The sequence below is a fragment of the Bacillus cereus group sp. MG9 genome (genome assembly GCF_040459995.1).
GTDB classification, from domain to species: domain Bacteria; phylum Bacillota; class Bacilli; order Bacillales; family Bacillaceae_G; genus Bacillus_A; species Bacillus_A mycoides.
Genome location: NZ_JARVHC010000001.1, coordinates 53,281 through 80,000, shown reverse-complemented (window position 1 = coordinate 80,000; position 26,720 = coordinate 53,281). Strand labels below are relative to the sequence as shown.

Here is a 26,720-nt window from a genome sequence, read left to right as displayed (position 1 = left end):
GCTGCATGCTTTCTCATCTCTCTTACGGCAACATTTTCGTTCTTTAAATCGATAAGACGATCTAGATGCAACATACATACATCAATTTTCTCACGCACTGTTGGTTCCGGCATTAACTCACCTGTCTCTAAATACTTTACCGTACGATAAATCATCCACGGATCTCCAAGAGCAGCGCGACCAATCATAACACCATCTACACCAATTTCATCAAGCATACGCTTTGCATCTTGTGGTGTTTCGACATCACCATTTCCGATAACCGGAATATTTACAGCCTGCTTTACTTGTTTAATAATATTCCAATCCGCTTTACCTTCATACATTTGCACTCGTGTACGCCCATGAACCGCTATCGCTTGTCCACCAGCACGCTCAACAGCTCTAGCGTTTTCTATTGCGAAAATATGTTCTTCATCCCAACCAATACGCATTTTAACTGTAACTGGCTTTTCAACAGCATCTACAACCGCCGCTACCATCTCATATATTTTATTTGGGTCTAAAAGCCACTTTGCTCCTGCATCACACTTAGTGATTTTCGGTACTGGGCACCCCATATTAATATCAATAATGTCTGCTGTCGTATATTTATCTACGTATTTCGCAGCATCTACAAGAGTTTCTTTCTCTCCACCAAAAATTTGTAAACTTAATGGCTTTTCTCTCTCATCGATATATAACATATCTAATGTTCTTTTGTTATTAAGTAATATTGCCTTATCACTTACCATTTCAGCACAAACTAAACCTGCACCAAATTCTTTTACCGTCAAACGGAATGCAGAGTTACACACTCCCGCCATCGGTGCTAGTACAACTGGATTTTTCATCTCAATATTTGCAATCTTTAACACCCGACTTACTCCTTCCTTTACGGTCACTTTGGCATCAATTCGTCTATTGAAACGTTTAATGTTTTAGCGACTTCTACTACAAAATCTTGGGAAGGTGATCTATTGCCCCTCTCAACTTCACCTAAAACCGATACAGATACCCCTAATTCTTTCGCAAAACCTTCTTGCGTATAGCCTTTTAGCTTTCGAAAAGCACGAATGCGTCTTCCCCATTTTTCTGCTTCCATACCGTTACTCCCTCTCGCCTTTTCATTTCTTCTACTTGTGAACGTGAAATGTTTTGTTTTATATCTTGATTAATCTCTAACAACGGAACGATAACAAAAGCTCTTTCGAACATCCGCGGATGCGGAACAATAAGATTCTCTGCTTCAATATTTTCTTGATTATATAGTAAAATGTCAAGGTCGATGGTCCTCGGGCCCCATCTAATTTCCCTTTTTCTTCCTAGGTCATTCTCTACCTTTTGTGTTACTTTCAATAATTCTTGCGGTGATAAATTGGTAGAAATTTTTATAACTAAATTTAAAAAGCAATTTTGGTCAGTATAGCCAACCGGATCAGTTTCATATACAGACGAAACATCATCAACTTGGATATGCTGGTTTTTATTTAAAAACTGAATTGCTTCAGTTAAATAAGTATAACGCTCCCCGATATTGGAACCTAATGCAATGTACGCTATATTATTCATGGACGTTCTCTCGTAATTTCTACCGCTACAGCACGATAATGTCCCGGTATCGGCGGATCCGGTTTAATTACCTTAATTGTACACTGTGAAATACTCTCATATTGTTTCAATATATCTGTAGCGATATTTTCAGCGATACTCTCTACAAGCTTATACGTTCTATCTTCAACCACTTTTCTACATAGTTCGAAAAGCTCCCCGTAATTGACAGAATGCTCTAAGTCGTCACTTTCTCCTGCACGTTTTAAATCCAACTCCACCGTTAAATCCACTTTAAATCTCTGACCCAATTTATTTTCTTCTGGGAATACACCATGATAACCGTAAAACTCCATATCATGGATATAAATTTTATCCAATTACTTTGCCCCCTTACCAATCATCGCGTCCATCATCTTAGCCATACGCGCCATTTCTTTCACATCATGAACACGGATAAACTCACAGCCCTTTTCAATACCAAGACAAACGGTAGCTCCCGTTCCTTCAAGACGTTCCTCCACTGGTAAATCTAACACATGGCCAATAAAGGACTTTCTTGAAGTACCTAAGAGAACTGGGTAACCCAGTACATTTAACTGTTCTAAATTGCGCATCGCTTCTAAATTTTGCTCAGGTGTTTTCGCAAAACCGATACCTGGGTCTAAAATAATATTCTCATCTCGCACACCAGCATCTTTAGCAATTTTAATACTTTCATACAAATCAGCAATCATATCGGCCATTAAATTGCGGTAATTCATATTATCTCGGTTATGCATTAAGATAATGGGCACATCATAATAGGCTGCAACTTCAGCAATCCTCGGTTCCGCCTTCGCTCCCCAAATATCATTAATAATATGAGCACCAGCTTCAATCGCTTGTTTCGCAACCTCAGCTTTATACGTATCAATAGAAATAGGTAGCTTTACTTCTTTTGACACCGCCTGAATCATTGGAACAACCCGCTTTATTTCCTCTTCTACTGAAACTTTAGCGAAACCCGGGCGGGTAGATTCGCCGCCAATATCAATAATATGGGCACCTTCACTTTTCATTTCTTTCGCATGTCGCACCGCAGCATCTACTTCGTTGTAACTCCCACCATCAGAAAATGAATCTGGCGTTACATTTAAAATCCCCATAATTAATGTCTTTTCATTTAAGTTCAATGTATATTCGCCGCAGCGCAAATCATAATCCCACTTCAAACTACACATCTCCTCTTCGCAATTCATTTCTGCTCCACAATTTCTCTCTCTGCACTCCATAAAGATCCATAAGTCTTTTTGTAACCACTCCCACTTTACCCGGGAAATCTTTCTCCTCTATACGATAAAGGGGGACAATCTCTTGAATAGAGTTCGTTACGAACACTTCATCCGCTGAAAGCAATTCATCTTTTGTAAAGAAACCTTCCTTTACTTCTATATCTAGCTCTTCAGCAGCCTTTATAATAAACGCACGAGTGATTCCGTTTAAAATCCCTGTTTCTAATGAAGGAGTATATAAAATATCTCCTTTAACAAAAAAGAGATTCGAAACAATACCCTCTGCAACATAACCTGTTTCGGTAAGAAAAATACCTTCCTTATTCACAACATTTCCAATTTCGCGTTTCCCTAAAATATTATTTAAATAATGATGGGACTTCAAGCGAAATGCACCCTCTGGTGTATTTCTCACTTGCTTTAAAATAACTCCTTCTTTTTCCACTACATTCCCTGGAGCTGCTAAAGGTTTTATAAAAACAATAACAGACGGTTCTTCATATACTTCCGTTTGTAATCCTATTTCATCTATACCCGCCGATACATTTAAGCGCACATATGCATGCTTTAACCCATTCTCAACAAGTAGATTCTTTAAAATAAGCATCACTTCATCTTTTGTCATTGTCCATTTGATTTGCAATATATCGAGCGCATCCATTAAGCGTTCATAATGATCATCCAATAAAAAGGGATGACCATTATAAATACGAAATGTCTCAAAAACCCCAAGTCCATATAGGTAACCGTGGTCATAAGGAGAAATTTTCGCTTCACTCGCTTCTACATACGCGCCATTTACGTAAATTAACACGATGTCACACTTGGGCTATATTTGCGAATGAAATTCTGTAGCAATTCTTTCCCGTGAGAAGTCATAATAGATTCCGGATGGAATTGTACCCCTTCAATCGGCAACGTTTTATGACGAAGCGCCATAATTTCACCTTCTTCAGTCCAAGATGTTATCTCTAAACAATTCGGTAACGTCTCTTTTTTAACGATAAGAGAGTGATAACGTGTCGCGGTAAATGGATTTGGGATATCAGAAAAAATCGTCTGCCCATCATGATGCATTAAAGATGTTTTTCCATGCATCAAACGCTCTGCCCTGACAACATCCCCTCCAAATACTTGTGCAATTGATTGATGTCCAAGACAGACCCCAAAAATCGGAAGCTTACCTGCAAAATATTTAATAACATCCATACTGATTCCCGCCTCATTAGGACTACATGGACCTGGCGAAATCATTAAAAAATCCGGTTTCATATTCTCAATATCCGAAATAGTCACTTCATCATTACGCCTAACAACAAGCTCTTGTCCAAGTTCTCCAAGAAACTGCACTAAATTAAATGTAAAAGAATCATAATTATCAATCATTAATATCATTTCTCTCACCTAACCGTTTCTTCGCTACTTTCTTTTGCACGCCATAAAGCGATTGCTTTTTTTAACGACTCTTTATATTCATTTTTTGGATTTGAATCAATTACAATACCCGCTCCAGCTTGCACATGCGCTTGTCCATCTTTAGCAAGTAGTGTTCGGATTACAATATTCAATTCCGTATCTCCAGAATAACCAATCCAACCAATTGACCCTGTATAAATTCCTCGGCGAACAGGTTCTAATTCTTCAATAATTTCCATCGTACGTATTTTCGGGGCACCGGTAATTGTCCCACCAGGAAATACAGCCTTCACCAAATCGAAAGCATCTTTATCTGCTTCCACCTCACCACGCACATTAGAAACAATATGCATAACGTGTGAGTATTTTTCAATCACCATAAATTCATCTACTTCAACAGTGCCATATTTACAAACCCGGCCCAAGTCATTTCGTTCTAAATCCACAAGCATTACATGCTCTGCTCTTTCCTTTTCATTTTCAATTAATTCTTTCGCTAATTCTTCATCCTCTTGCTCACTTGCTCCTCGAGAGCGCGTACCAGCAATCGGTCTTGTACTCACTTCTTTTCCTTGCTTTTTAATTAGCAATTCAGGCGAAGCACTAACAATTTGAAAATCTCCAAACTCCAAGTAACCCATATATGGAGATGGATTAATTTCACGAAGACTTGTATATATTTCTAGTGGATGTGTTTGTAATGTTCTTTCTTGTCTTGTCGACAAGTTTACTTGAAACACATCACCCGCTCCAATATATTCTTGAATACGTTCAACGGCCTTCATAAAGCCCTCTTCCGTAAAAGCGACTGCTTCATTTTTCTTTTCAGGAGATTCAAACGGCATAGTCACTTCGGGGGCTTCTTTCATCCAAAGACCCTTCCATTCATTTAATCGTTCTTCTGCCTCTTCACACTCATCTACATAATGCGTAATAATCCATAATACTCTCTCCTGTTGATCATACACAAACACGTCATCAAATAACAAAAAGAATATGTCAGGTATATTAATATCATCCTTCGCAAGAGAAGAAAGTTTTTCAATATAACGGATACAATCATAACTAAAGTATCCAATTGCCCCACCCTGAAAAGGTGGGTACTCCGGATTATAATCCGTTTTCCATTTCTCCATATACGCTTGCATTAAATCTAACGGATTCCCTCGCTTTATTGTTGCCTTACCACTTTCACTTATATGTAACGTCTCATTCTTACCCTGAATTACCGCTACTGGATCCAGCCCAACAATATTATAACGACCACCACGTCCACTTTCTAACAAAATATGTTGCGGCTTATCCTGAGAAAGAAATTTATATTGCTTAAAGAAATCTAACTGATATGGAATAGAAAGCGCTAAAGATTTTCTTCGTTGCATATCAACACCCCGTCTTCTGTTATCCCACCCTCTTAAGCCAATCAAATCAAACTATATAAAATTATTTATATAGAGAATGATTATACTTGAGGGCTAGTGAAAATAAATTAATTATACTACTTCTTATTTTACATGAAGTTTTCTAGTCATTCACTCTTTTCCTTTTTCCAATCAAAAAAGAAAAAGCATCCTTTTTTAAGGATGCTTTTCAAATCACATTCACTTATGACTCAAATTGATAAAGTGGTGTACTTAAATAACGTTCACCGTTACTTGGGATAATAACAAGTACCTTTTTCCCTTTACCTAATTTCTTCGCAACTTCTGTCGCTGCATAAACGACTGCTCCCGAAGAGATACCAACTAAAATACCTTCTTCTTTAGCCACTCTTCTCGCATATTCGAACGCTTGCTCCGTTTTCACTTGAATAATTTCATCATATACCTCTACATCCAATGTCTCCGGAACAAACCCCGCTCCAATTCCTTGAATCTTATGTGGTCCTGGCTTTCCACCAGATAATACTGGTGAATCCGCAGGTTCTACCGCGTAAATTTTGATATCTTTATAAGCCTCTTTCAGCACTTCACCGGCACCTGTAATTGTTCCACCTGTACCAATACCTGCGATAAACGCATCTAATTGATCCCCCATCTGTTCAACAATTTCTGGACCTGTTGTTATACGATGGATTTCTGGATTCGCTTGATTTTGGAACTGTTGTGGTATAAAGTACCCATGTTCTTCTGCTAATTCAGTTGCCTTTCGAATTGCTCCGCCCATTCCTTCAGGTCCTGGAGTCAATACTAATTCAGCACCGTAAGCGCGTAATAAATTACGACGCTCAATACTCATTGTTTCTGGCATTACTAAAATTGCCTTATATCCTTTAGCAGCTGCTACCATCGCTAAGCCAATACCTGTGTTACCACTTGTCGGCTCAATGATTGTATCGCCCTCTTTTAATAATCCTTTATTTTCAGCATCTTCAATCATAGCTAACGCGATACGATCTTTAACACTGCTCCCCGGATTCATAAATTCTAATTTTAAGTATACATCTGCGCTGTCTGATTCTACGATGCGGTTCAACTTAACGATCGGCGTTTTCCCGATTAATTCTGAAACTGATTGTGCCACTCGCATTCCTGTCACTCCTAACACCGAGTATTTTTATTGGTTTTATCTATATTTAGATTTTGTCAGAAAATTCCCTGTTTGTCAATCTATTTGGGCGGCTGATTCTCCACCTAAACTTCTTTATTACAGCTTCTCAATTAGACTTGTAATATCTTCTTTAGCGAATTTATGTCGTTCATTACAGAAGTGACAGTGAACTTCCGTCTCTTCTTCTTCTGCACGAATTTGTTCTAACTCCGCTTTACCTAAACTAATTAGCACACTTTCAATACGCTCACGTGAACATGTACAATTAAATTGAACATCCATTGTTTCTAGCACTTTCACTTTATCTTCTCCAAGCACTTCATACAGTAATTCTTCTGGAGAAAGACCTTGTTCGATTAATTGTGATACCGGCGGGATTTGTTGAAGACGCTCTTCAATAAATGAAATTGTTTCTTCCTGCGCACCTGGCATAATTTGAAGAATGAATCCACCCGCCGCTAATACGCTATCATCTCCATTTACAAGAACACCAACACCTACAGAAGAAGGTGTCTGCTCAGAAACCGCGAAATAATATGTGAAATCTTCCCCTAGTTCTCCTGAAACAATGGGAGATTGACCAATAAACGGTTCACGCATACCGATATCTTTAATTACCGTTACAAATCCTTCTGTACCTACCGCTTGATATACACGTAATTTTCCTTGTTCCGTTCCTTCAAAATCAACATGCGGATTCGTTACATAACCACGTACATCCCCATTTGCATGAGCATCGACTAAGATAGGACCAATCGGGCCGTTACCCTCCACTTTAATCGTTAACTTCTGCTCGCCTTTTAACATAGCACCCATCATTGTACCCGCAGTTAAAGAACGACCAAGTGCCGCTGAAGCTGTTCTCCATGTATCATGACGCTTTTGCGCCTCACTTACTGTATTTGTTGTACGTACACTATAAGCACGAACCTCTCCATTAAACGCTAACGCTTTTACTAAATAATCTTTCATACTTATTTATTCACCCTTCTCATGTTGTAAATTTGCATTACGCTCATATAACATATACAAACCTTTTAACGTTAAAAACGGATCTACAATATCAATTACATTTGATTCTTCTGAAATTAATTTTGCTAATCCACCTGTTGCAATAACTTTCGGTTCTTGCTTAGCTTCTTCCTTCATACGCTTAACAATACCTTCCACTTGTCCAACGTATCCATAAAGAATACCTGATTGCATTGCACTTACTGTATTCTTCCCGATAACACTACCCGGTTTTGTAATTTCAATACGAGGAAGCTTTGCTGCCCTGCTATATAAAGCCTCTGCCGAAATCATAATTCCTGGCGTAATGACGCCACCCATATAATGCTTCTCTTCGTTAATATAACAATATGTAGTAGCCGTACCAAAATCAACAATAATAAGCGGACTTCCATATAAGTGGATTCCTGCTACTGCATTTACAATTCGGTCCGCGCCTACTTCACGTGGATTTTCATATTTAATATTCAAGCCAGTTTTTATCCCAGGCCCCACTACAAGCGGTTTAATTTTAAAATACTTTTCACACATACGCTCTAAAGCGAACATAATTGGCGGTACGACTGAAGACACAATAATACCTTTCACATCTTCAAAAGAAAGACCTTCATGCTCAAGTAACTGCTTTACAAGCATCCCATACTCATCTTCTGTTTTATGACGATCTGTTTCCATGCGCCAATGCTGACGAAGTTCTCCCTCTTCAAACACACCTAGTACCGCATTTGTGTTCCCTACATCCAATACAAAAATCATATTCTCACCACTTATCTTATTTAATCTATATTTGCGCAGTATGTATAAAACTTATAAAAACATCATATCACACATACTTATATAATCAGTTTTTCTATACTCATCATTGTACAAAAAGATTACTCTCTATTTCAATTTTTAATACTAGCTTCATTCAATTTTTTTTGCCACTTAAATTCATTCCACAAAAAAAAGGAGTGACTATTGTCACTCCTTTTTTTCTTACTTATCTTCTGTATCTTCATCGTCTTTCTTCATATTGATGTTTACTTTCACATCATCTGAAGATGTTGGACGCTCAGGTAATCTGCCATAATCATATAAATGATTAATTTGCTCTGCATCTAATGTTTCTACTTCAAGTAACGTTTTCGCGATAATATCAAGCTTATCGCGTTTTTCAGTAAGAATTTGTTTCGCACGAGCATAACAGTCTTTAATAATTATTTGCATTTCCACATCAATTTCATGCGCGATTGCATCACTGTAGTTTTGTTCTGAATGGAAGTCTCTTCCTAAGAATACCTGACCACCTTGTGAGCTACCAAATTGCATCGGTCCAAGCTTATCACTCATCCCGAATTCTGTAACCATACGTCTTGCAATACCAGTCGCACGTTGGAAGTCGTTGTGAGCACCTGTACTTGCTTCACCAAATACAATCTCCTCAGCTACTCGACCACCAAGTAAACCAGTGATTTTATCAAGTAACTCTGGTTTTGTCATGAAGTAACGATCTTCCTTCGGAAGCATTACCGCATATCCACCAGCTTGACCACGAGGGACAATGGTTACTTTATGAACGATATCTGCTTCATCAAGGACAACACCAATTACAGTATGGCCGGCCTCATGGAATGCAACGATATTACGTTCTTTTTCAGAGATAACGCGACTTTTCTTAGCTGGACCTGCAATAACACGATCCGTCGCTTCATCGATGTCACTCATATCAATTTTCTTCTTATCTTGACGCGCAGCTACTAAAGCAGCTTCGTTTAATAAGTTTTCAAGATCGGCACCAGAGAATCCTGGTGTACGAGTTGCAATTGCTCTTAAGTTGACATTCTCATCAAGCGGTTTATTACGAGCGTGTACCTTAAGTACAGCTTCACGACCATTTACATCTGGACGATCTACTGTAATTTGACGGTCAAAACGACCTGGACGTAATAACGCTGGATCAAGAATATCAGGACGGTTTGTCGCAGCGATGATAATAATACCTTCGTTTGCACCGAATCCATCCATTTCAACAAGCAATTGGTTCAACGTTTGTTCACGCTCATCATGACCACCGCCAAGACCCGCGCCACGTTGACGTCCTACTGCATCAATTTCATCAATGAAAATGATACAAGGAGCATTTTTCTTTGCATTTTCAAATAAATCACGTACACGGGATGCACCGACACCGACGAACATCTCTACGAAGTCAGAACCACTAATAGAGAAGAACGGAACGCCTGCTTCACCTGCAACAGCACGTGCTAGTAAAGTTTTACCTGTACCTGGAGGTCCCACTAATAGAACACCCTTCGGAATACGGGCACCAACTTCAGCGAACTTACGAGGGTCTTTCAAGAATTCAACTACCTCAACAAGTTCTTGTTTCTCTTCATCCGCTCCAGCAACATCTCTGAAACGAATTTTTTTCTTTTCATCATTGTATAGCTTCGCCTTACTTTTCCCGAAGTTCATAACACGGCTACCGCCGCCCTGAGCTTGGTTTAATAAGAAGAAGAATAAAATGAAGATAATGACAAACGGAATGATAGAAGTAAAGAACGTTACCCAAGCACTTGTTTCTTCTGCTGGTTGATACTTAACTTCAGCCCCTTGCGCTTTATCATTAATTTTCTTTTGTAATTCCTCAGTATTTGGTGCATAAGTAACAAATTGTTCTCCTTGGCTAGAAGTCTTGAATTGTCCCTTTACCTCAAACACACCATTTTTCGGTTGAAGCTGCACATTACGCACTTCACCTTTTTCAAGTTGAGTAATGAATTTATCGTAGCTAACTGATGTCGTTTTTTGCGTCGAACCATTAAAATAGCTCACGATTCCAATTACTACTAAGAATATCAGTAAATAAAAGATGGTATTACGGAAGATACGATTCATTCCTAACCTCCTCTCACGGCATAAACACTATAGTAAATCGTAACATAAAAAAAATTTCCTATACAATTGTAACGCCTATATTTAATTAATTTGAGTAAACACTTGGTTTTAATACTCCTACATAAGGAAGATTACGGTACTGCTCTTTATAATCTAATCCATATCCTACAACAAATTCATGAGGAACAATAAATCCAACATAATCTGCTTTCAGATCAACCTTACGGCCTGTTGGCTTATCTAATAAAGTAACAATTTTTACAGATTTCGCTTTACGATATTTAAACAGATCCACTAAATAGCTTAGTGTAAGACCGCTATCAATAATATCTTCAACGATTAAAATATCGCGACCTTCTACCGAAGTATCAAGATCTTTTAAGATTTTTACTTCGCCTGTCGAAACTGTAGAGTGACCGTAGCTAGATACAGCCATAAAATCCATTTCAAGATATGTATCTGTTCTCTTTAATAAATCTGCCATAAATGGCATTGCACCCTTTAGTACACCAATCGCAAGAGGTACTGTATTTTTGTAATCCTCTGCAATAACTGCACCTAGTTCGTGCACCTTTTCTTGTATTTGTTCTTCAGAAATTAATACTTTTTCGATATCTTGATTCATCATTTCATTATCCTCCCGGAAGACTCCTTGCTTTTGTAGTGAATAATCATGTATTTACCCTTCTTTGCTAGCTCTTTCGAAGTAGCAAACGCAGATCGTTTCAACAAGGGTACCCAAATAATATTTCCACTTGCGTCACAAACGATCGGCCATTCTTCTCTTTTTTCTTTTGGTACTTTTGCTTCGATAAAAACAGCTTTTATCTTTTTTGTACCATCCATACCTTGCATTGACATGCGATCTCCATTTTCCCTAGACCGAATACGAAGTGGATACGATATATCATTATACTTAGCAACAAATACTGTTTCATTCATGTTACTCGGTATATCTTCGCTCACCTCTGTTACAAGTTTATCCCCATTCGGCAATATAATTGTCCCAGGTACTGATAAATCTTGCGAAAAAGGAGAAACAATTTCTTGTTTAAATCCAAAACCACATTCTTCGTATGTGCGAACAATTTTCAAACCACCTGGAAAATCTAGTGAACCTGAAGGTTGTGCCCGCTTAAAAAATCCAATCACCTTGTCAATATGTATAGAAGAAAGCGAAGATGGAATCTTATATTCATAAAGATAGTTTAATATTAGTTGAATCCCTCTTCTTTGTAAAGGCATAGACATGGATTCAAAGGCAGGAATTGATAAGCTAATTTGTTTATCGCTTTTTTTTGTAATTACTTTATTCATTTTCTCAAAAGCTAATTCCTGCAAATAAGCCTCATCCTCTTGCATCTGCACGCTAAATTTTTGAAATTTCTCATGCATTTGTGGATTTTCTTCTTTCAAATAAGGAAGGACATATTTACGTAATCGATTCCTTGTATATACTTCTTTTTTATTACTCGGATCTATACGCGGAATAACTTTTAATTTATTACAGTAATCAACAATTTCTTCCTTAGTTACCCCAAGTAACGGCCTAATTAAATATCCATTATGAAAAGATCGCTTCACTGCAATTCCTGCGTATCCTTTCGGAGTACTCCCTCGTACAAGGCGCATTAAAATCGTCTCTACTTGATCATCTCCATGGTGACCAAGAGCTACATATCTCGCATCATATTTCTTCATTATTCTTTCCAAAAATGCATATCTGCATTCTCTAGCTGCAACTTGTGCATTCATTCCATATTGCTGTTGATATTGCGACACATTAATCCTTAGCGTTTCACAAATAACTCCTAGCTCTTTGCAAAGACCCTGTACAAACTGTAAATCCTCATAAGATTCATTACCTCTAAACATATGGTCCACATGTGCTACTACAATTTCTAGCTGTTTTTCTGCCCTTTTTTCTAACAAATAATATAAAAGAGCCAAAGAGTCAGGACCACCAGAAACCCCTACAACAATTGTTGAATGTTTCTTTAATACATCATGCTGCTTTACAAAGTCATCTACTTTTTCAACAAATGCATCTTTCAACTTCGCAATCACCTTTCATTAAACAAGAACAACAACATTAGTTACCTTGTATATAATGGTACAACTTTTACAAACATTGTGCAAAAAAAAGATGTACAAAATCCATATTTTTATCTTACATCCCTCCTGTATATTTAACAAAGTAATCACATTACCTTTTTAATCAAAAAAACCTAGGCATCTACCTAGGTTTTTTGATTATTTTATTGCGCCTGCATTCCTACTATTGGAATCGTAGCCCACTTCGGCATATTTTTCTTTACTTTCGCCACCACAATAGTCATATCATCATTTATATAACCATCACCAGAGCGAATTACTTCTTCCATAATAATATCAGCGATTTCCTGTGGGTCCTCTGTTTGCAGTTCTTTAATTTTACGTTTTATCCATAATTCGTGATTCTCCACATGTTGCGCTCCCTCAAAGATGCCGTCACTCATCATGATAAGAAGATCGCCCGTTTTTAATTGCTCACCAACCACATCAACTTCAACATCTTCAATGATTCCCATCGGCAAATTACTTGCCTCAATTTTCAAAATATTATTCCCGCGTTTAACAAAACTCGGCGTCGATCCAATCTTTAAAAACTTCGCACTCGCATCCCGCAAATCTACCATAGCCAAGTCAAGCGTTGTATACATCTCCTCTGTCGTCCTTAAAGAAAGAATCGAATTGATGGACTTAATCGCTATTTCTTCATCAATACCTGATTGAAGTATCTTTTGTAATAATTTTACCGTTTCCCTACTCTCCATATGAGCCCTTTGTCCATTTCCCATACCATCACTAATCGCAAGTGCATATTTACCAACGCTCAAATCCATCATCGCGTAGGAATCACCTGAAATAAACCCACCACCTTTTGCAGCTGTGGCCAATCCTGTATCAAGAGAATATGTCTTCGCTGAACCAAATGATATTAAACTGTGCCCATTTGGATATGAGGATTTCTCTTCATGCTTAACGACGATATTCTCTTTTAAAATATCTGAAAGCATTGGAGCAACCAACTTCTCACATTCCCCATGTTCATTAGATGCAGCCGGAATCAACATTTCAATATCAATACTTCCTCTATCTAAACAATAAATATCAACATGCTCCACTTCGACACCAAAATCACGAAACGCTTGTAAAATTTGCTCCTCCTGCGCCTGATGGTTCTCTCTTTCTCGTTGTATCTCCTTAGCGAAATCCTCCATCACTTTTGATACACCTAGTAATTGCTCCGCTACAATTCTACGATTTTCCTTCATTTGTTTTCTTAATTTCTGCCCCTCATAGAAGTGATCTAATTCACCTGCTACTAAATCCGTTACTTTCTTCCCTCTCACACAATGCTTGTCCCATTCACGAACTAACTTCCGATTATGCTGCAGCGTTCCTTCTTCTGTTTCACTCATTATTTGTTTCATATAATCGTATGTTTTATCAAAATTAACTACCCAACATTGATCCTTCTTAAAGCATGTTTGACATGTTTTTGCAGTAATTGTACTTAAAAATAAATCAGCTTCTGTTTCTTTATCTTCCTCCTCCACATACCCGTATACAGAAAAGCTATTAGACAAAGCAGCAAATACATTAGCAAATTGATTGATTTTGTTTGCTGTAACATCGCGCACTCTTCTTAAATATTGTTGTTGATCCTGTGAATGTTCCTGTGTACCCGGCATAAATTTAGCAATACGATCCATAACAAGCTTCGGTGTTAATAAGAAGAAAACAATCGCTACACCAGATTCAATTAAAGTTGTTACAATACTTGTTTGCTTGTCTACATATAATGTAATTAAGCTTGTACCAATTAATAAACCTAAACTAACTCCTATACGCTTCCCTTCTTTTAACAATCCCCCAAGCAATCCTGAAAAGGCAAGGAGACTAAGTTGAGACAAGCTCGCCACATTTGCTAAACTTAATATTAACCCAGTGACAACTCCTACCGTGGACCCTGTAGCTGCCCCTGCAATAAAGGCAAATACTAATACTAAATATCTAGTGAAAATATGTTGAATAGAAGCATCATAAACAAACCAATCCGTTGTGCCCGTTAAAACAGATGCTAGTAATATAATTAAACAAACAATTTCTTCTGTTTCTAACGCTTGTTGCTTCCCTTTCCTTTCCACTAAAAGCGGAACACTTTGTAAAAATATCATCGTTAATACGAAGCTAAGCCCCGCTTCGATCGTACTGACGAGCAGATCATACATGGTGACGGTTTGCTGTGCAAAATATACAACAACTAAATGTGCGGTTAATGCGGAGATAAATACTTGGAATGGTACAAGTCCAACAGTTTTACGTGTAAACCGACTAAAGAAGATATTATAAATAAAGAAGGTAAAGATAGATGCAAAAGTAAAAAATAAATTATCTATTGAAACTGAAAGTGCTCCCCCCATTAGGGCTAAGAACGCGAGCGGCATTTTATCTCGCTTCATAACATAAACAGCAGCAAAAAACGGCAATGCAAACGGTAAAATGTTTGTTAATATATATGCTCGTCCCAAAAGAAAACCAATAACAGCAATAATGAATCCCCATCTAAAGAAAACTTTTTCAAACTTCATTCGCAACTTACTCGTCCACTTTATTGTTCCAAGCTGACTTTCATTCATCGCCAATGCACTTGTATTCATAGTATTCCTTCCTGCTTTAGGCATATTTTTAACACCACCTGCATAGTTTAATTACTGTTATTATAAAAGATGATTATTGGTTTTTTTGTCAAAACAACAGTTTTGACTTTTATAATCGTTCGACTTTTTATTCGAAATAAATCTACATATATACATAGTATTTAATTTATTTAAAGCTAGTTGAAAGAATGTTCAGAAAATATAGGGTGATTTTGTAGAAGTATTGTACGTCTTAATTTATATTTAACAAAAAAAGACCATGCAAATTTGCATGATCTTTTTAGATGACCCGTACGGGATTCGAACCCGTGTTACCGCCGTGAAAGGGCGGTGTCTTAACCACTTGACCAACGGGCCGTTAAATTAAATATAGCGGCGGAGGGGATCGAACCCCCGACCTCACGGGTATGAACCGTACGCTCTAGCCAGCTGAGCTACACCGCCATGTCATCGTATTTAACGGACAATTAGTATATTACATCAGATATATTTTAAAGTCAATACATCTCGAAAACTTTTTTAAAAATATATTCTCTCACATAAAAAAGTACCCGAGTAATTACTCTGGGTACCTCTCTATATGTTAAGAATTAAACGGACTTATTATCCGCGACGTGCGCCACGGCCACCACGTTTAGATTCTGTGTTACGCTTTAAAGAAGTTAAACGATCTTCACTATCTTTTAAAAAGCGTGCCATCTTTTGCTCAAATGTTTCTTTTGGAGCTCGTTCGTTACCGCCACCGCGGTTATCTCTGTTGGAAGAACGATTATTACGTTGTGGACGTCCAGAACGTTGTTGATCACCACCACGTTGGTATTCACCGCGTGGACGATCTCCTTCTGTTTTTTCACGTTCTTTCGCTTTCTTAATAGATAGGCCAATTTTGCCATCTTTTTCAACATTGATAACTTTTACTTCTACTTGGTCGCCTACTTTTAAGTGATCGTTAATATCTTTCACATAATTATCAGCAACTTCACTAATATGAACAAGACCTGTTAAGCCTTCTGGCAGCTCCACAAAAGCCCCAAAATTTGTAATACCTGTTACTTTACCCTGTAACTTGCTGCCTACCTCGATTGACATAAAAAAAATGCTCCTCCTTAGTGGTTAAAAAGTCAAATTTTACTTTATTATATATAATCCTAAAATACAGTGTCAATAAGACATACTCTACTTAGAAACAGGAAAAATTATCTCCCCTTTTCCGGAGAAGAAATAATCCCTTCTAGCAATCTTTAAAACGTACTCTTCATCATTCAACTTTTGAACTTCATCTTTTAGATTCTTTTCTTTTTTCGTTAATGAATCCAGTTCTTTTTTCATGTCCTTAACTTTTGCTTCTTTTGCTTTAATGGAACTGTTTTGTTGATAAAACGTCACACTAATACTAGCAATAATTGTAAAAGCAAAGACAAGAAAAACCGCTAAACGGCGATAAAGTCGCTTCCTGTTCTCATCCGTTTGTATTATATGTTCTTTAACAGGATTTGGACTCTGTTTGTCGATTGTTCTTTGTCTCAGTTCCCTCATTTCCGAGGTCCCCCTAACTTCTTTTTTATACGCACCCATAATTGGAAGATATGTCCCTTCAATTTTGCTACATATTGCAGGAACCCTACATGCTTCATTATAAAAAGTTTAACACGATTAGGGAGAAGTTTCCATATGAGCGAAGCAATAAACCGAACAGGCGAGAAAAAAACTTTCCATATGAAAAGTAATATCCAAATCACCATTTTCCATAACACATGTCCAATTGAAAGCAGTATACGAAATAAGAATAATATAAATGCAATAAATAGCTGTGCTATAATAATAACAGGTTTTATCATGAGTAGCTGTATAATTCGAACAAAAAATTGTGTTGTTTGTACAAAAATATAGATGAGAAAATTTAACATCTTCATGTATAGTGCTTTCAATAAGCTTTGATATGCTGCAAAACCACATAGTAACGCCAAAAATACATATATACGTAGTTCGGCTTCATTTACACGCAGTAATACATAAAAAACGAATAATGCTTGGACAATCCAAAATAGTATATCATGTATAAATACAAGCCAACGTTTACGCTCTTGGCGTTTTAAAAACCGTTGGTATGTATCTAAAGAAGCACCAATCCAAGCACCCATTCCAATCATCGAAAGCATTGTATACAACTGAATTGTTAGGCTCATTTAAACAACTTACTAAAGAAGCCTTTAGTTTTCTCCCCTTGGTTCTCATCAATATACAGCATTTCATGAACTTTCCCTTTAATTGATACAACACCCTTTTCTACATCTAAATTCTTCATTTGCAAATTTTGACCACGAATTGTTAAAAAACCCATTACAGTCTCGAGTAAAAACTCTTCGCTATCAAAACTCTCTACTTGCTTTACACCAGTAATGTCGATTACACGCCTGCCACGCATGATAATATCATGCTCTACAGAAACATTTTGTTGATTAGAAGACATAGGTGAGTAACCATTATTCACGAAAATCCCCCCATAGCTTTATACTAGCTAATAGTAATGTATGAAGGGCTAACCTATTTTAGAACAAGCCTTCTTCCGCTTTCACTTTTTCCTCACGAACGAGACTATACATGTTTGCTGCATCTTCTTTTTTAGTTGTTTCTTTCAATTCATTTACTTTCACAGTTACTATTTTTTGCCCGAAACGAATTGTTAATTCATCCTCTACCTTCACATCTGAACTCGCTTTTGCCACTTGGCCATTAATCGAAATTCTTCCTTGGTCAGACACTTCTTTTGCTAATGTTCTTCTTTTAATTAAACGTGATACTTTCAAAAATTTATCTAGACGCATATCAAATCCCCCTATTAACGCTCTGTTTGTTTTGCCTCTTCCCATAAAATATCTAACTGTTCTAATGATAAATCTTGCATTTCCTTATTCATTTCAGCTACTTTTGCTTCCATGTATAAAAAGCGATCCATAAATTTCTCATTAGTTGAACGTAACGCTTCTTCTGGATCTAATTTATAATGACGAGCTATATTCACAAATGCAAATAGTAAATCACCAAATTCACCTAGCATCTTTTTCTCATCCATGTTTACAACTTCTTGTTGGAATTCTTGCCATTCTTCTAAGGCCTTCTCTATCATCGGCTGCACATCAACCCAATCAAATCCAACCTTTCCAGCTTTCTTCTGAATTTCATAAGCACGCATTAGTTGTGGCAAGCTTTTTGGAATACCCGCTAAAACAGATTCTTTCACGAATCCCTTTTCTTGTTTTTTAATTTCTTCCCAATTTGCAATCACTTCATCAGCATTATTTACATCCGTATCCCCAAACACATGCGGATGACGACGAACCATTTTCTCAGCTAAAGTCCGAATAATATCATCTATAGAGAACCAACCTTCATCCTCTCCAATTTGGGCATGAAGCATAACTTGTAATAATATATCACCTAGTTCTTCTACTAAATGATCATCATCCTCTTCATCAATTGCTTCTAGCACTTCATACGCTTCTTCAATTAAGTATTTCTTTAAAGATTGATGAGTTTGCTTTTTATCCCATGGGCAACCATTCGGTCCACGAAGATCAGCAATAATTGCTCTAAGCACATCAAACTGCTGATATAAGGACGCACGTTCCTTAACCGGCGGTACATACACACTCGTTAAATTATTTAATTCTGTTTCGTGATCTAACATGTATAACGATACCTTTTTCACTTGCTCGAATGAAGTCCCTGCAGCTGTTACGATATACACTTCGTAATCATCTGGCAAAATCTCCATTAACGTTAGCTTCACATCTGAAGCAACGAATGCATCATACACTTGGCAAAAGATTAAATGTTGACGTAATTCTAATTGTCCTCTTTCAAATGATGTAGCATCAATTAATTGGAACCCTTCAATCGGATCAATTTTTAGACTTGCAAACATCGGATCAAGGAAACTTTGTCCACCTTCAATTCGCACTTCAATATTTGCTGCTTCTCCTTTTTCCAAAAGTAGCTGAACTGTTCTTTCTGCTACAAGCGGATGACCTGGAACAGCATAAATAATTTCTGCGCCTTTAGCTTGTTCTAACAATGTATTCGCAATTGTTTCATATACGATTTCAAATGTATCATGTGCCTCATATACATTATCAAAGGCCGTATACTTTATAGCTTCTTTCTCCAATTCTTCTATAACTGGGTGTTCCTTCGTTCTAACAAACATATGGTCTGCTTCTTTTATCTTTCGATATACACCCATCGTTAACTGATCTAACTCACCAGCACCTAATCCTAAAATAGTAATGATTCCACTCACAACCAGTCACCTCTATCCACTCTTCTTCAATGAACCTTCTTTTTTCTCTTGTTTCATAACGGTTCCTAATTCTTCTTTTGTAAATACACGAAATTTTAAAATTAAAAACATATATGCTAATCCACCGATAGCTACACCTAACAGCGCTTCAAGCGTCGCAATTCCTCTATGTCCTGTATCAATTACTAATCCGGACATTCGCAACATACGCATAAAGATTATTAATACAAACCCCATACCGATACCACTAATAGCTACACCTAACATATTCCGCCTATCAATAAGCGGCTCCGATACAGCTCGCATAAGTAACACACTATTTAGCAAGGCAATTACAATAAGCGCAACTAAAGTTGCAATTGCAGCTCCCTTTACACCAAAATACGGCATTAATATATAGTTTAAAACTAACTTCAAACAACCTCCAAATACAACGAATATTGCTGGTTTTAATGTTTGTCCCACTCCTTGCAAAATGGAAGCAGTTGTAATTGACAATGAACTAAATAAAATAGATAAAGATAAAATCGATAACACATCTGATCCATCACTATTTTCAAACAACATAATATTTGTAGGTTGAATAATACAAGTTAATCCAATAGCAGCTGCAGATCCAATAACAAATGTTATTTTCATTGCTAACTTTACCTTTTCTTGAATAAATGAAAGATCTCCTCTTTCTTTCGCCGCTGTAATAATAGGAATAAGTGACAATGAGAAAGAAGTTGTCACAACAGTACCTAATTGCATAAGTGGGATACTTCTATCATAAACACCTTTTAGTACCTTTGCATTTTCAACTTGCTCTCCCGCACGAATAAGCAAAGTATACAAGGAAATAGAATCCGCCATTTGTATAAAAATAAGGACTAAATTACTAACACAAATCGCTAATCCCTGCCAAAAAAGGATTCGAACAATCCCTTTTTTATTTCTAATTCCCTTCCATCCTTTGAAGAAAATAGCATGGAAATCATGACGCATATAAAGTAAAAGTACGATAATCCCAATAAGCCCGCCTGCAATTGAACCTAGCATGGCACCCGCACCAACTGTATATAAATCAAATCCATGAGCAATAAGGAATAGTGATAAAAATACAATAATAGAAACACGAATCGTTTGTTCAATTACTTGCGAAACAGCCGTCGGCATCATATTATTGAATCCTTGAAAATATCCTCTCGCTACAGATAAAAATGGCATTAGTAGGAATGAAAACGAAATAACGCGTAATAATTTATCTAAATGTATATCGCCCATAGCCGATGCAATTGTTTTGGCCCCAAAGAATAATGTGAAAAATCCTATAAATCCAATTCCTAATAAAAACCAAAAAGATACACAAATAATTTCTTCTGCTTCTTTTTGTTTTCCTCGTTCTAATCTTTCTGCGACCATTTTTGAAATAATAATGGGAAACCCATAAGTAGCTAAAATCAAACAAAATCCATAAAACGGATAAATTTGTTGGTAAATATAAAAACCAACATCACCCGCTATATTTTGATATGGAATACGGTAAAAAGCGCTTAATACCTTCGTAACAAAACTTGCGATTGTTAATATAATAGCCCCACGCCAAAAGGCTTGGTACTTCTTCGCTTCCATACAAGAAAACTCCTTTTTCTATTCTCACCCCTCGTATTATATCACAAAGAAAAACTGGCTCTCCTTCATATTCCTTACATTCACTGACTTCTTTCAACAGCAAAAATATTCAATGAAAAAAGGTAGCAAAGCGCTACCTTCGTTCAATATACTTATATCTCCAAATAGTTAATTTCTCAAATAGAAATATCATAATTAGGAAAGATTGCTACTTATAGAAATTACACTTCGCTACTGCTCCATTTGTTTCGCTAAAAAGCTTGCAGCTGTATTTACTGATTTATGCTCTACTTCACTTATAATAGCCTCTTTAGAGAAGATAACGACAGCTCCGATTGGATCTCCATTTGCAATAATCGAGCCAATTGTATAAGAGCTCACTTTTTCTGTTACTCCATCAATAATTGAAATTTCGCTTTCATCTGTCATAATTACAGACTTACGCTCTTCCATTGTCTTCTCAATTAAATCGCCAACACTTTTATTTAAGTATTCTTTTTTAGATGCGCCTGCTACTGCGATAATAGAATCACGATCGCATACAAGCACATTATGTCCTAAGCTATCGTATAAAGCTTCCGTATATTCCTTTGCAAAATTACCTAGTTCACTAATTGGAGAATATTTTTTCAAAATCACTTCTCCATCGCGATCAACAAATATTTCTAGTGGATCTCCCTCACGAATACGTAAAGTTCTACGAATTTCCTTCGGAATTACTACCCTGCCTAAATCATCAATTCGACGTACGATTCCAGTTGCTTTCATTCTAATGCTGCCTCACTTTCTACTGATGATCAAAGTGGTGAATTTACCTGTTCATGTAAAAATCACCAACTATTAAACATAGTATTTTACACATTAGTTCTTCTATGCACGTCGAATTGTATTTTTTATCTTATATTAGGCATTTATTACTTCTTTTTTTACATCTGGCAAGCCTTTTAATAAATTTTCAGCAATTGTTAACCATTTCGACGTCTCTAATCCATTCGTTTTCATCACAATTTTCAATTGTGACCCCTCCATACCAAGACCGATCATACGGCCAAAACTACTTCCTAGCATGAATAATTTTCCACCATCTATATTTTGGCTCGCTTGTTCAGAAAACAGGAATGTTACTTCAAATTTATTTTGCTTAATTAACTCAATTTGTTCTTTCATTGCCAACACTTTAATGTTTGCAATTTGTAATAAATAACCAACTTCTTGTGGATAATCACCAAATCTGTCGATCATCTCTTCCTGCAGCTCTTCAATATCTTCAATTGCAGAAATACCTCTAAATTGTTTATACATCATAATTTTTTGTTTACTATCTGAAATGTACGCATCCGGTAAATATGCATCTACTTCTAAATCAATTTCAACATTAACGGTATTTTCAACTCCGTCTGTTCCTCTACGTTGCTCAATTGCATCTTTTAACATTTGAGAATATAGATCAAATCCGACAGAATCAATAAATCCATGTTGTTCTGCCCCTAACAAATTACCCGCACCACGAATTGATAAGTCTCTCATCGCAATTTTGAAACCAGATCCAAGCTCTGTAAACTCTTTAATTGCTTGCAGACGCCTCTCTGCAACTTCCGATAACACTTTATCACGTTTGTATGCAAAGTATGCATACGCGACGCGATTAGAACGCCCAACACGACCACGAAGCTGATACAACTGCGATAATCCCATACGATCTGCATCAAATACAATTAATGTATTTACATTCGGAATATCTACACCCGTCTCAATAATTGTCGTACTTACAAGAACATCATGCTGCCCTTCTAAAAACGATAGCATAACAGACTCTAATTCACCTTCATTCATTTTCCCATGTGCGTATGTTACACGAGCATCTGGAACTAACATCGAAATTTCATCTGCTTTTCTTTCAATATCCTCCACACGGTTATATAGGAAGTAAATTTGACCGCCTCTTGCTAACTCTCGCTCTATCGCTTCTCGCATTAACGCTGGATTATACTCTACTACATATGTTTGTACTGGGAAACGATTCTCTGGTGGTGTCTCAATAACAGATAAATCGCGCACACCAAGCATAGACATATGAAGTGTACGTGGAATCGGAGTTGCCGTTAATGTTAACACGTCAACATTTGCTTTCAATTGTTTAATTTTTTCTTTATGTGTAACGCCGAATCTTTGTTCTTCATCAATAATAAGAAGTCCTAAATCTTTATAAGTAACATCTTTAGATAAAATACGATGCGTTCCGATTACAATATCCACCGTTCCATCTTTTAAACCTTTAATCGTTTCATTTTGTTGTTTTCGTGTGCGGAATCTACTTAGTAACCCTATATTAATCGGGTAATCTTGAAAACGCTCTCGAATTGTTTCATAGTGTTGTTGTGCAAGGATTGTTGTTGGTACTAAAATCGCAACTTGTTTTTCATCCATAATTGCTTTAAATGCCGCACGAATAGCTACTTCCGTCTTTCCATATCCTACGTCACCACAAAGAAGCCTATCCATCGGACGTCCGCGTTCCATATCTTTCTTAATCTCTTCAATAGAACGTAATTGATCCTCTGTCTCTTGATATGGGAATAAAGATTCAAACTCTTGTTGCTCTGCCGTATCTGGTGTATATGCATAACCTTTCGAAGCTTCACGCTCGGCATATAATTTAATTAGGTCATCTGCAATGTCTTGTACAGATTTTTCAACTTTCGTTTTGACCTTCTTCCAATCATTTCCGCCTAATTTATAAACTTTTGGTTCCTTACCTTCAGACCCTACGTATTTTTGCACTTGATCAATTTGTTCAATTGGAACGTATAACTTATCATTACCTTGATATTTAATATTTAAATAATCTTTATGAACACCATTAATCTCTAATGTCTCAATACCTAAAAATTTACCTATACCATGATTTACATGAACTACATGGTCTCCAACTTTTAATTCCGAATAACTTTTAATACGTTCAGCGTTAGATAACTTTTGCTTACGTTGTGATTTTTTAACCTTCTTATGAAAAAGCTCCTTTTCAGTAATGACAACAAACTTTTGCATCGGCATTTCAAAGCCTGCATGTAAATCACCTACAGCAATTTGTAACCTTCCAGGCAATAAGATATCTGTCGCCTCTACAATGTCTGCATCAATATCATAATCACTTAAAATATGTTGTAGTTTTTTTACACGTTCATCATCTGTTCCAAGCACAACGGTCGTAAAATTACCTTCATTCCATCTATCAATTTCAGTTTTTAACAAATGCATCTGTCCGTGGAAATCTTGCATCGTTTTACATGTCACATTTACAATATTTTGAGGATGTGTGTGTGCTATATGGCGTAAGAATAACGTTAAATATACAAAACTTCTTTTTTTATTATGAAGAAACTCCTCAAACGAGTGGGAGAAAGATAAATCCTGAATAATTGTTCCTTCGCCAAGAAGTGAGATATACCATTCCGCTTCTTCTGTTTCAAGATGTGATGCTGTTTCTTGAATACGGGAAATCTCATCTAAAATTACAACACCATTTTCTGGTAAATAATCTATCAGACTAGCAGGTTCTTTATAGAAAATAGATAAATATTTAAACATTTGTTCTATACTCTGCCCGTTTTTCAACATTTCAATTTCATGACTAACCGTCTCAAGCACAGTAGTCTTTAATTTATCATCGGAAAGCTTTTGCATCGTCTTAGTCAAACCTTCTTCAAGATGCTTAATTCCCGATTTCAATTCTTCCTGTGAAAATAAAAACTCTGTTGCTGGACCGAACTTAACACTTTCCTTTTTATCTTGAGAACGCTGTTCATCCACATCAAACAATCGAATAGAATCGACTTCTGTATCGAAGAATTCAATACGAAACGGTAATTCTTCCGTTAATGGGTAAATATCTAATATTCCCCCGCGTAAACTGAACTCTCCTGGAGCTTCTACCATTGACTTACGCTCGTAGCCAATATGATGTAAAGTATGCAAGAGTGCATCTAAATCAATCTCTTGCCCTAGATTGATTTCAATTTGCCTTTGCTTCCATAATTCTTTTATTGGTAAAAACCTACGCAGCCCTGCAACTGGCGCTACAATAATCCCATTCTCTCCTGCAGCTAAGCGATTTAACACTTCAATACGCTGTGCCTTCAATTCTGGACTTGCAACACCAACCTCCGATGCTATCAATTCATTTACCGGATATAGCCAAACATCTTTTTCACCAAGTAACGCCACTAAATCTTCATGTACTTTTTGTGCTTGGTATAAATTGTGCGTCACGATAAGTTGTGATTGCTTTGTCTTTTTATATAAAGCTGCCATTAATAATGAACGAGAGGATGTTGCCATACCCGATACAAGTTGTTCTTTCAACCCATCTTCTAGCCCATTAATAACCGATTGTATTTCTTCATTTTTATAAAATTGCTCTAATAAACCTATCATTTTCAAAACTCCTCTCAACATAAAGAGCAAGTTACTATATTTTATGCAAATATTTTGGAAAAAGAAAACAGAAAAATGCTTTGGACACGCCAAAGCGACAACATTTTATTGCAGAAATTTTTCATATTCATAATACTCAGGATAAGATGCGAGCGTTTCTTGACACGATTCACAAATCGTTTTTATATATATATTTCCATTCTCATGAAAATGAATCATATCCACTACTTCTTGCTCTGTTAGTTGAAACAAAACGTCGCTATATACTTTTTCTGCGATAATGGAGCCCACATTACTTCCACAATGTCTACAGTAATAATAACCTTCCATACTAGCCTCCTAAATATCCAATTGCTACTAGTATGGGATAAAACAAAATAAAATATTCCAGATTGTGCGCTTAACTATTAAAAGTATTCATGATTTGGAGAAAAGGTTTATTTAACCATTCCTCACATGCATCTGCTGCATTTTCAATGGATTGATTAACGCCAGATATTTCTTCAGATGTAAAACGTCCTAATACGTAATCCACTACTTTTATCCCATTTTTCGGACGATCGATTCCCATGCGGATACGTTGAAATTCTTGTGTTCCTAAATGTGAAATTGTTGATTTCACACCATTATGTCCACCCGCACTACCTTTCATGCGAAGGCGTAATTTACCTACAGGAATATCTAAATCATCGTACATAACAATGAAGTCCTCGACATCAATTTTATAATAATCCATGAGTGGACGGATACTTTCCCCAGATAAATTCATATATGTAAGTGGCTTTAGTAAGATTACTTTTTCCCCATTAACAAAACCTGCGCCAAATACCCCTTTAAACTTTTGTTCATTCAAAGAAATACTCCAACGTTTTGCAAGTTCATCGATTGCCATAAATCCAATATTATGCCTTGTTAATTCATATTCTCTACCTGGGTTCCCAAGTCCTACTATTAATTTCATTCTTGTACCACTACTTTCTTTTTTCGATACGAAAAGACGTAACC

26 protein-coding genes and 2 tRNA genes (1 of these 28 running past the window's edge) are annotated in these 26,720 nt (G+C 36.7%); all 28 read right to left on the bottom strand.

Annotated features, from left to right (window positions below; translation table 11 throughout):
* On the bottom strand, positions 1–857 hold the 5' portion of the coding sequence (gene dusB, locus QCI77_RS00425) for a tRNA dihydrouridine synthase DusB (protein WP_002009708.1). Its footprint begins 142 nt before the window's first position; only the first 857 of its 999 coding nucleotides appear in the window; the start codon lies at positions 855–857; its stop codon lies beyond the left edge, outside the window.
* A 23-nt stretch (positions 858–880) separates the two neighbouring features.
* Positions 881–1,084, bottom strand: coding sequence for a helix-turn-helix domain-containing protein (locus QCI77_RS00420; RefSeq protein WP_002009706.1), 204 nt, complete (start codon positions 1,082–1,084; stop codon positions 881–883).
* Entirely contained in the window at positions 1,036–1,551 is a 516-nt protein-coding gene (gene folK, locus QCI77_RS00415; RefSeq protein WP_002130229.1) for a 2-amino-4-hydroxy-6-hydroxymethyldihydropteridine diphosphokinase, read from the bottom strand. Before folK ends, QCI77_RS00420 begins: the two co-directional genes overlap by 49 nt.
* Positions 1,548–1,910: a dihydroneopterin aldolase gene (gene folB, locus QCI77_RS00410; RefSeq protein WP_002113276.1), complete on the bottom strand. Its 363-nt coding sequence runs from the start codon at positions 1,908–1,910 to the stop codon at positions 1,548–1,550. The genes folK and folB overlap by 4 nt, the downstream gene beginning before the upstream one ends.
* Positions 1,911–2,771, bottom strand: coding sequence for a dihydropteroate synthase (gene folP, locus QCI77_RS00405; protein WP_002167275.1), 861 nt, complete (start codon positions 2,769–2,771; stop codon positions 1,911–1,913).
* Positions 2,746–3,618 carry an aminodeoxychorismate lyase gene (gene pabC, locus QCI77_RS00400; protein ID WP_113770722.1) on the bottom strand — a complete coding sequence of 291 codons (873 nt, stop codon included), beginning with the start codon at positions 3,616–3,618 and terminating at the stop codon, positions 2,746–2,748. The genes folP and pabC overlap by 26 nt, the downstream gene beginning before the upstream one ends.
* Complete coding sequence (gene pabA / locus QCI77_RS00395) at positions 3,612–4,199, bottom strand: aminodeoxychorismate/anthranilate synthase component II (protein ID WP_002029312.1); 588 nt, start codon at positions 4,197–4,199, stop codon at positions 3,612–3,614. The genes pabC and pabA overlap by 7 nt, the downstream gene beginning before the upstream one ends.
* A gap of 5 nt (positions 4,200–4,204) precedes the next feature.
* Positions 4,205–5,602 (bottom strand): anthranilate synthase component I, encoded by a 1,398-nt coding sequence (gene trpE / locus QCI77_RS00390; RefSeq protein WP_113770723.1) that lies wholly within the window; start codon positions 5,600–5,602, stop codon positions 4,205–4,207.
* A 223-nt stretch (positions 5,603–5,825) separates the two neighbouring features.
* Positions 5,826–6,749: a cysteine synthase A gene (gene cysK, locus QCI77_RS00385; protein WP_002130221.1), complete on the bottom strand. Its 924-nt coding sequence runs from the start codon at positions 6,747–6,749 to the stop codon at positions 5,826–5,828.
* 117 nt (positions 6,750–6,866) lie between these two features.
* Complete coding sequence (gene hslO / locus QCI77_RS00380) at positions 6,867–7,742, bottom strand: redox-regulated molecular chaperone HslO (protein ID WP_002009693.1); 876 nt, start codon at positions 7,740–7,742, stop codon at positions 6,867–6,869.
* Between the two features lie 6 nt (positions 7,743–7,748).
* A complete protein-coding gene (locus QCI77_RS00375) occupies positions 7,749–8,537 on the bottom strand; it encodes a type III pantothenate kinase (RefSeq protein ID WP_002009692.1) in 789 nt (262 codons plus the stop codon).
* A 222-nt stretch (positions 8,538–8,759) separates the two neighbouring features.
* Entirely contained in the window at positions 8,760–10,661 is a 1,902-nt protein-coding gene (ftsH, locus tag QCI77_RS00370; protein ID WP_002091565.1) for an ATP-dependent zinc metalloprotease FtsH, read from the bottom strand.
* An 85-nt stretch (positions 10,662–10,746) separates the two neighbouring features.
* On the bottom strand, positions 10,747–11,289 hold the full coding sequence (gene hpt / locus QCI77_RS00365) for a hypoxanthine phosphoribosyltransferase (protein WP_353824396.1): 543 nt from the start codon (positions 11,287–11,289) through the stop codon (positions 10,747–10,749).
* Complete coding sequence (gene tilS / locus QCI77_RS00360) at positions 11,286–12,716, bottom strand: tRNA lysidine(34) synthetase TilS (RefSeq protein ID WP_353824395.1); 1,431 nt, start codon at positions 12,714–12,716, stop codon at positions 11,286–11,288. Before tilS ends, hpt begins: the two co-directional genes overlap by 4 nt.
* 203 nt (positions 12,717–12,919) lie before the next feature.
* The gene (spoIIE, locus tag QCI77_RS00355; protein WP_002091571.1) at positions 12,920–15,391 is read right to left on the bottom strand and encodes a stage II sporulation protein E; all 2,472 of its coding nucleotides are present in this window, start codon (positions 15,389–15,391) and stop codon (positions 12,920–12,922) included.
* Positions 15,392–15,652: 261 nt separating this feature from the next.
* Positions 15,653–15,724: transfer RNA gene (locus QCI77_RS00350), tRNA-Glu, on the bottom strand.
* Between the two features lie 13 nt (positions 15,725–15,737).
* A tRNA-Met gene (locus tag QCI77_RS00345) sits at positions 15,738–15,811 on the bottom strand.
* A gap of 159 nt (positions 15,812–15,970) precedes the next feature.
* A complete protein-coding gene (locus QCI77_RS00340; protein WP_002009683.1) occupies positions 15,971–16,456 on the bottom strand; it encodes a S1 domain-containing RNA-binding protein in 486 nt (161 codons plus the stop codon).
* Positions 16,457–16,543: 87 nt separating this feature from the next.
* On the bottom strand, positions 16,544–16,903 hold the full coding sequence (gene divIC / locus QCI77_RS00335; protein ID WP_002091572.1) for a cell division protein DivIC: 360 nt from the start codon (positions 16,901–16,903) through the stop codon (positions 16,544–16,546).
* Positions 16,900–17,553, bottom strand: a complete 654-nt coding sequence (gene yabQ / locus QCI77_RS00330; RefSeq protein WP_002091573.1) for a spore cortex biosynthesis protein YabQ — start codon at positions 17,551–17,553, stop codon at positions 16,900–16,902. Before yabQ ends, divIC begins: the two co-directional genes overlap by 4 nt.
* Positions 17,550–17,858, bottom strand: a complete 309-nt coding sequence (yabP, locus tag QCI77_RS00325; protein ID WP_001059101.1) for a sporulation protein YabP — start codon at positions 17,856–17,858, stop codon at positions 17,550–17,552. The genes yabQ and yabP overlap by 4 nt, the downstream gene beginning before the upstream one ends.
* A gap of 58 nt (positions 17,859–17,916) precedes the next feature.
* Entirely contained in the window at positions 17,917–18,192 is a 276-nt protein-coding gene (locus tag QCI77_RS00320) for an RNA-binding S4 domain-containing protein (protein WP_002009677.1), read from the bottom strand.
* 14 nt (positions 18,193–18,206) lie between these two features.
* Positions 18,207–19,667 (bottom strand): bifunctional methyltransferase/pyrophosphohydrolase YabN, encoded by a 1,461-nt coding sequence (yabN, locus tag QCI77_RS00315; RefSeq protein ID WP_002009675.1) that lies wholly within the window; start codon positions 19,665–19,667, stop codon positions 18,207–18,209.
* A gap of 12 nt (positions 19,668–19,679) precedes the next feature.
* Complete coding sequence (locus tag QCI77_RS00310; RefSeq protein ID WP_098636434.1) at positions 19,680–21,281, bottom strand: putative polysaccharide biosynthesis protein; 1,602 nt, start codon at positions 21,279–21,281, stop codon at positions 19,680–19,682.
* Positions 21,282–21,512: 231 nt separating this feature from the next.
* Positions 21,513–22,049 (bottom strand): stage V sporulation protein T, encoded by a 537-nt coding sequence (gene spoVT, locus QCI77_RS00305; protein ID WP_002009670.1) that lies wholly within the window; start codon positions 22,047–22,049, stop codon positions 21,513–21,515.
* 135 nt (positions 22,050–22,184) lie between these two features.
* On the bottom strand, positions 22,185–25,715 hold the full coding sequence (mfd, locus tag QCI77_RS00300; RefSeq protein ID WP_016102352.1) for a transcription-repair coupling factor: 3,531 nt from the start codon (positions 25,713–25,715) through the stop codon (positions 22,185–22,187).
* A gap of 105 nt (positions 25,716–25,820) precedes the next feature.
* Positions 25,821–26,045: an anti-sigma-F factor Fin family protein gene (locus QCI77_RS00295; RefSeq protein WP_002091576.1), complete on the bottom strand. Its 225-nt coding sequence runs from the start codon at positions 26,043–26,045 to the stop codon at positions 25,821–25,823.
* A gap of 70 nt (positions 26,046–26,115) precedes the next feature.
* Positions 26,116–26,676 (bottom strand): aminoacyl-tRNA hydrolase, encoded by a 561-nt coding sequence (gene pth, locus QCI77_RS00290; RefSeq protein ID WP_087943057.1) that lies wholly within the window; start codon positions 26,674–26,676, stop codon positions 26,116–26,118.
* Between the last annotated feature and the right edge of the window lie 44 nt (positions 26,677–26,720).